We start from the raw sequence: 6,864 nt of genomic DNA, 5'->3' as shown, positions 1-6,864 counted from the left end.
AAAATAAGGAAAGGGTTATGATGAAGCACGTCATCATACTGGTGATACTCTTAGTGATTAGCTTACCGGCTTACTAAGACTCCAGGTGGAAGGGAAACCTTCCCTAACCCTCACTCCTGAAAATAAGCCACAGTAGTGATGATGTCAATACGCGTGCTTTTCAGCCTGCGAGCCACTTAGCGGAAAACCACTTCCGCCCAGCGAGCCAGTCCCGCGGTGACAGAGCCAAAATCATCACCACCGGCGATCGGGATCCCCGGGAGCTGTTCTGCAAGGGCTTTTTTAATCAACGGTGAACGGGCACTACCGCCGGTCAGATAAATGACATCCGGTTTTTCCTGTGCATTATCCAGGGCCAGTTGTACCTGTTCCAGAATACGCGCCAGGGGCTGATTCAGCGCCGTTTCCAGCCCCTGCTGGCTGATAGCTGTTGCCAGTGCATCGCTGATAAACGGGAGTGCTGTAGTGATGTTTGTCTGGCCCGACAGCGCAATCTTGCTCTCTTCTGCGCAGCGCACCAGGCGATAGCTCAGGCGCTCGCGCCAGACTTTAAGCAGCAGGGCCACTTTGTCAGCTTCGCGAGCATCGCGGATCAGATCGTTTAACAACCGTCCGTTGGCGGTACTATAGAAATCACTTTGTGCGGGAACATCGTTGATCGCGACCGCGTTCCACCACGGAAGAATGGGTAAAGCGATGCCCTTTTCTGTTTCTCCACCCATGCCGAGCAACGGCATCAGATGTTTAAATGCCAGCGCAATGTCCAGGTCGTTACCGCCTACGCGGCATCCGCTGTGCCCCAGCAAACTGTTTTCACGATCGGCTCGGTGGTGCCATTGTGGTCCCATCAGCAGTAACGAGCAGTCAGTGGTACCGCCGCCGATATCCACAACCAGTACGCGCTTTTCTTCTTGCAATGTAGCTTCGTAATCCAGACCCGCTGCTACTGGTTCGTACTGAAAGACCACATCCTTGAAACCAGCACGTTTTGCCGCGCGCTCAAGAATGCCCTGGGCCTGAGTGTTGGCGTCATCACCGCCTAACCCCTGAAAGTTTATCGGACGACCAATTACAGCCTGGGTGATGGTTTCGGGTAGCTGGTTTTGCGCCTGGTTGCGGATGTGCAGCATCATTGCGCAGACTAAATCTTCAAACAGGGCAACCTGCTGTGGCTTCAGGCCGCTGGCACCCAGAAAAGATTTAGGCGATTTAACGAAGTAAACCTCTTCCGGATCCTCAATATACTGACCCAGCGACGCCAGACCAAACTGCACGCTGTTGGCGTTAACATCAATGTCTTCTTCGCGGTTATAGCGCATCGCGCGACGCAGCAGAGCCTGCGTTTCGTCATCTGTTGTTGGCACATCATGATGGCGATACAGCCATTCACTTACTGCTTCGCGCGTTGGAGCGCAAAGCATAGAGGGGAGTAGCGTGCTGTTATTTTCCATTTTGAGCAATTGTGGTTGCCCGTCACGCATTACAGCCACTGAACAGTTTGCCGTACCGTAGTCAAAACCAATAAACACCGTAAAAATCCCCATGCCAGTGAAGAAGGGGCGTGACTTTAGCGAAATGTTGCCGTCCAGACAACTGGAATATGAAAGCAAGGCACATCGTTCGGATACCGTTTATGCTGTAGGTTTGAATAAAAAGGAAAACCAGATGTTAACGCTGAGCTGGCACCCACCCTATGACTGGCCCTGGATGTTAGGGTTTCTTGCCGCACGTGCGGTGGATGGCGTAGAAACCGTCGGGGAGTTGTATTATGAAAGAAGCCTGGCCATCGGTGAGCATCGCGGCCTGGTGAGCGTCACCCCTGATCCGGAAGCCAACCTGCTGCAGATTACGTTGAGTCCAGGGTTACAACCCGTGGCCTCCGAGTGTCTGGCGAAAATCGAGCGATTGTTCGATCTTACCTGCCGTCCCCAACATATTGTCAGCGCATTGGGTAATCTGGGGGCTGCTCGCCCTGGGCTGCGGCTACCAGGATCGGTCGATGCCTTCGAACAGGGGGGTCGGGCAATTTTAGGACAACTGGTGAGTGTGACGATGGCAGCAAAATTGACGGCGAAAGTTGCCCATGCCTACGGTGATACACTTGAAGACGCTCCAGAATATGTATGTTTCCCCCTCCCTGAAGCGCTGGCCTCGGCCGATCCGTTGCATCTGAAAGCGTTAGGTATGCCGCTGAAACGTGCTGAAGCGTTGATCCACCTGGCCCGGTCCGCGCTGGAGGGTACGCTTGCATCTGTTGCCCCGTCTGATATTGAACAAGGCGTGAAGCATCTACAAACTTTTCCAGGAATTGGGCGCTGGACTGCCAACTACTTTGCTCTGCGCGGATGGCAGGCGAAGGATATTTTTTTGCCAGATGACTACCTGATTAAACAGCGTTTTCCAGGCATGACACCTGCGCAAATCCGGCGATATGCAGAGCGCTGGAAGCCATGGCGTTCCTATGCGCTGTTGCATATCTGGTATACAGAAGGCTGGCAACCGTCAGTTGATAGCAAAGTTGCTGGTGTTGAGTAACAGATCCAGCGGTTGGGCATCGGCAATGATATCGCCATAAATCATATCGATACCGATGCCAGAAAGCGCATCCATGATAAGTGGCATTTGTACCGGGCCAGCGATGGTTTTGATATCAAGACGCTGTGCATGGCTCTGTATAATGGAAACCCACATTTCATCCATCAGATTACCGTGAGCGCTGGCGCTTAGTTCGCTGTCGAGCAAAAGGTAATCGGCTACGTGATACTTGAGGTTGTCAAAGACCTCTAAGTCCCGACCTGCCTGACTTAAAATAATACGACAGCCTGCATGACGTAGGCGATGGATTGCTGATACGGCCTGCGTAGGATGCGTATTCATCACTCCCACCGGGATGGTCAGATGCAGTAACCGTGGCGGCAGCGAACTCTGTTCCAGATGCTCCAACAGTTCATCCACAATCTCCGAATTTAGCAGTCCGGCGGCGGAAAGCGGCAGGGCAATACTGAGTCCTTTGCTGGCGACAGCTGAGGCGGAATGAGAGAAAAACTCATTAAATACCCGCCGATCGAGCGCATGATTGAGTATGGGATCTGCCAGACCGGCGCGGAAGGTCTGTTCTTCGATGACTTCGCCGTCGTTATTCCATAGACGTAGTGAGAGAAGCCAGAAGCTAAATGTCTCAGGAATGCGCGGGGATGCGACACCCCTGGCAACCATGAGTATCGGGTTGTGGGTAATAATCTGTTTCTGTTCATCTGGCAAGAGCAGCCCTCGTGTACCATGCGTTTGACTCTGCTCTGGCTCGTACACGCATACTCGCCCACGACCACTGTTTTTCGCTGCGTAGCAGGCAATATCTGCCTGAGACATGACCTCGGTCGCGACATGGTTTTTTTCATCAATCAGCGTGATCCCTGCACTGGCACCAATACGATGTAAGCGGCCTTCCCACATAAAGTGATAATCGTTGATGGCGCTAATGATACGGCCCGAGATGAAGCGTGCGCTTTCAATATTGCAATCCGGTAGTAACAGACCGAACTCATCGCCGCCAAGACGTGCCAGTACGTCGCTGGAGCGCAGCATACTGAGCATCAGTGAAGACAACTCGCGCAGCAGGGCATCGCCTGCGGCGTGTCCAGCGCTATCGTTCACCGCTTTAAAACGATCCAGATCGATAAAGACCAGTACATGACGCTGGTGTGAGTCCTGTACGGTGTACAGTAATTGTTTCAGATGGTTCTCGAAACTGACTCTGTTGGCAAGATTGGTCAGGTCATCATGCGAGGCGCTGTAGCTGAGTTGACGTAACATTTTACGTGACTCAGTGACGTCCTGAATCACCAGTACGGAACCAATACTACCGACGTCAAGAGTGCTGAGCGGGGTGATGCTGTACTGAATATCGTAACTACTGCCGTTACGACAATGCAGGACCACCTCTTGCTCTATTGCCGAACGTGACATGTCGGCACTGTAGATGTTTTCCATGAGCGGACCGTTTTCACCAAAGGTGATGCGTAGCACTGTCAGCAATGGAATACCTATTGCGCTTTCCTGCTGCCAGCCGCTCATTTTCTCGGCAACTGGATTCATAAAGGTGACGTTCATATTAACGTCAATACAAATCACTGCTTCGCCGATGGAATCGAGCGTAATATGCAAACGCTCTTTTTCCTGATAAAGCTCTTCATGCAGTTGCTTCACTTCGGTCATATCCAGATTAATGCCGAGTAAGCGTTCAACTTCACCGTCTTTGTTCAGCACCCGATTAGCCAGCGAGCGAATATGGCGCACGCCGTCTTTTACCGCGATACGGTATTCGAGCTTGAAAGGGATCCGCGCCGCAAGCGAATCGCGAATCACATTTTCGGCGTACTCACGATCTTCAGGAACGACGCAGTTGTACCAGACTTGCCAGGTTGGTTTGATATGCGCAGGAACTTCATAGAGATCGAACATGCGTTTATCCCAACTGATCACGTCAGGCTGCAGATCCCATTCCCAGATACCAATGCCGCCCGCCTCATTTGCCAGCGTAATACGTTCCATCAGTCGTTTATTTATCCACTCCGTGTGCTTCAGGTCGTTGATGTCCTCAACCTGCGCAATAAAGTAGAGTGGGGTGTTATCACTATGGCGAACCAACGAAACGGCCAGCAACGCCCAGACAACTTCGCCTGCGCGAGTGTAATAGCGTTTCTCCATGGAGTAACTATTGATTTCCCCACGAGACAGCATATTCAACTGTTCCAGGTCATTGTTCAAATCTTCCGGCCATGTCAACTGCTGGAATGTCAACGCTCTCAGCTCATCCTGGCTATAGCCAAGAAACTGGCACAGGGCTTTATTTGCCTGAAGCCATTGTCCTTCAGTACCGACCAGTGCCATGCCTATCGCCGAGTATTCCATAGCATTACGGAAGCGTGATTCGCTTTCAGAGATGTGTTTTCGTTCAGCCCGGAATGCGTACATCACCATGGTCATCATGTTGGCAGGCAACAGAATCATTAAAAACGGCAGCCACGGTATGCTCGTCATAATGTGCGTTTTTGGTGTGTAGAGCAGCGATGGGTTAGCGGCGAGCATCAGCGAAACCATCATGACTGTGCTCAGGAAAATCAAAAACGCCTCCATACGTGGTAGACGAACGGCGCTCCACATCAGCAGAACGATAACGCAGGTAAACGGCCATGGAACGTACATCATGGAGAGCCAGCTTAATGTTAAGGTCACCAGCAGGGTGATGAGAGTCTCAAACAGTAAACGGGGATCGCGATGGCGCAGCAGATAATGAGGCTTAAACAGCAAACCTAATGGGACCAGCGCGAGGGCGCCGATGGATTCTGACAGAACCCAAATGAGAAACGTATTTAGCGATGTTTCGCCTGGGAGGAGCAGCCACATTAAAACGCCGCCAACCAGCGGCGGGACGACGGCGCTACCGAATGCCAGGCGTGACCAGTCATTAAGATTTTGTAATGGATTGTACCAGGGTAACAGTTTGCGCAATAACATTGCGCCAGTGATTGCCTCAATAATATTGATGGCCGTGTAGGTAAAATTAAGTGACTCGCCAGGGAAAAATAGCAAAGACGCACCGATGCTACCGAAGGAGCAAGCCAGTGCAATCCCGGGCCACATTCGTCCCGCATGACGGTAAAATGCCACCATCATGATAGAGGTGGGGAACCAAAGCGGTGCCAGCTGCGTTCCGAAGCGTGATAGCTCCAGCGAGAACAGCGTAAAGACAAAAGCCACCAGACCTAAACTGGCCAGGCGCAGTAGAGGATGAGGTAAGGTAACTAAAACATGTTGGGATTGTTTACTCATTACCACTCTACCCAAATAGCTGATGTCGCCCTGGAGGAGATGCCGGGCGCGTACTGTTTAATCTGAGATTATGCTAGTACAAACAATTTACAATTTATACGCCAGCTGCTCATAAATTAACACTCCCAAGCTATTAATTCATAAGGCGGGAGAATAAATGGCGTGCCTGCTTTAAAACTGACCATTTTAATTTGCGACAGGGACAGCATTGGTGCAGCCTGGGCTGGCATCGCGCCAATGAAATCCCTATAATTGCCGCGTTTGGCGTTTCGACGCCGCCCTTCCTTACATCCAGGTTAATCAGGTCGCTAAATTTATGACTGATCAGTCTCATCAGTGCGTCATTATCGGCATTGCCGGCGCATCGGCTTCCGGCAAGAGTCTTATTGCCAGTACTCTTTATCGCGAATTGCGCGAACAAGTGGGTGACGAACATATTGGCGTTATTCCCGAAGACAGTTATTACAAAGATCAAAGCCATCTGTCGATGGAAGAACGTGTAAAAACGAATTACGATCATCCGAACGCGATGGATCACAGCCTGCTGTTTCAGCATCTTCAAACGCTTAAACGCGGGTCGGCGATTGAATTACCCGTTTACAGCTATGTTGAGCACACGCGTACGCAAGACACCATTCATATTGAACCAAAGAAAGTGATTATCCTGGAAGGCATTCTGCTGCTGACGGATGCACGTTTGCGTGACGAGATGAACTTCTCTATTTTTGTTGATACACCACTGGACATTTGCCTGATGCGTCGTATCAAACGGGACGTGAATGAGCGAGGCCGCTCCATGGATTCGGTGATGGCGCAATACCAAAAAACCGTCCGTCCGATGTTCCTGCAATTTATTGAACCTTCAAAACAATACGCCGATATCATCGTGCCGCGTGGGGGTAAAAACCGCATCGCAATTGATATTCTGAAGGCGAAAATCAGTCAGTTCTTTGAATAAGTTCAGCGAATTGTGTACCGTTCAGTGATAACCTGGTTCACCCTTAGCACGTCTGGTGTTAAGGGGTTGAAGCA

The 6,864-nt window shown here is 51.0% G+C and carries 5 protein-coding genes; 3 read left to right on the top strand and 2 right to left on the bottom strand.

Annotated features, from left to right (window positions below; genetic code table 11):
* Nucleotides 1-17 precede the first annotated feature (17 nt).
* Nucleotides 18-77: a type I toxin-antitoxin system Ibs family toxin gene (locus tag OH663_RS09955; protein WP_136345439.1), complete on the top strand. Its 60-nt coding sequence runs from the start codon at nucleotides 18-20 to the stop codon at nucleotides 75-77.
* A gap of 99 nt (nucleotides 78-176) precedes the next feature.
* On the opposite strand, the gene yegD is transcribed toward OH663_RS09955, so the two are convergent.
* Nucleotides 177-1,529: a molecular chaperone gene (yegD, locus tag OH663_RS09950; protein ID WP_045444738.1), complete on the bottom strand. Its 1,353-nt coding sequence runs from the start codon at nucleotides 1,527-1,529 to the stop codon at nucleotides 177-179.
* Nucleotides 1,530-1,665: 136 nt separating this feature from the next.
* On the opposite strand from yegD, the gene alkA reads away from it, so the two are divergent.
* Nucleotides 1,666-2,535, top strand: a complete 870-nt coding sequence (alkA, locus tag OH663_RS09945) for a DNA-3-methyladenine glycosylase 2 (RefSeq protein WP_045449689.1) — start codon at nucleotides 1,666-1,668, stop codon at nucleotides 2,533-2,535.
* Here alkA and OH663_RS09940 read toward each other — a convergent pair.
* A complete protein-coding gene (locus OH663_RS09940) occupies nucleotides 2,503-5,832 on the bottom strand; it encodes a diguanylate cyclase (protein ID WP_263525718.1) in 3,330 nt (1,109 codons plus the stop codon). The two genes, alkA and OH663_RS09940, sit on opposite strands and share 33 nt — an antisense overlap.
* Before the next feature lie 316 nt (nucleotides 5,833-6,148).
* On the opposite strand from OH663_RS09940, the gene udk reads away from it, so the two are divergent.
* Nucleotides 6,149-6,790: a uridine kinase gene (udk, locus tag OH663_RS09935; protein ID WP_003036776.1), complete on the top strand. Its 642-nt coding sequence runs from the start codon at nucleotides 6,149-6,151 to the stop codon at nucleotides 6,788-6,790.
* Nucleotides 6,791-6,864: the final 74 nt, after the last annotated feature.

Source organism: Citrobacter sp. Marseille-Q5395 (genome assembly GCF_947057495.1).
Lineage (GTDB): Bacteria > Pseudomonadota > Gammaproteobacteria > Enterobacterales > Enterobacteriaceae > Citrobacter > Citrobacter murliniae.
The sequence above is the reverse complement of the archived record's forward strand: the minus strand, read 5'-3'. Positions and strand labels throughout refer to the sequence as shown.

Coding starts and splice junctions, on each gene's coding strand:
- alkA (WP_045449689.1), top strand. CDS start 1,666: ATGTTAACGCTGAGCTGGCACCCACCCTATGACTGGCCCTGGATGTTA.
- OH663_RS09940 (WP_263525718.1), bottom strand. CDS start 5,832: ATGAGTAAACAATCCCAACATGTTTTAGTTACCTTACCTCATCCTCTA.
- udk (WP_003036776.1), top strand. CDS start 6,149: ATGACTGATCAGTCTCATCAGTGCGTCATTATCGGCATTGCCGGCGCA.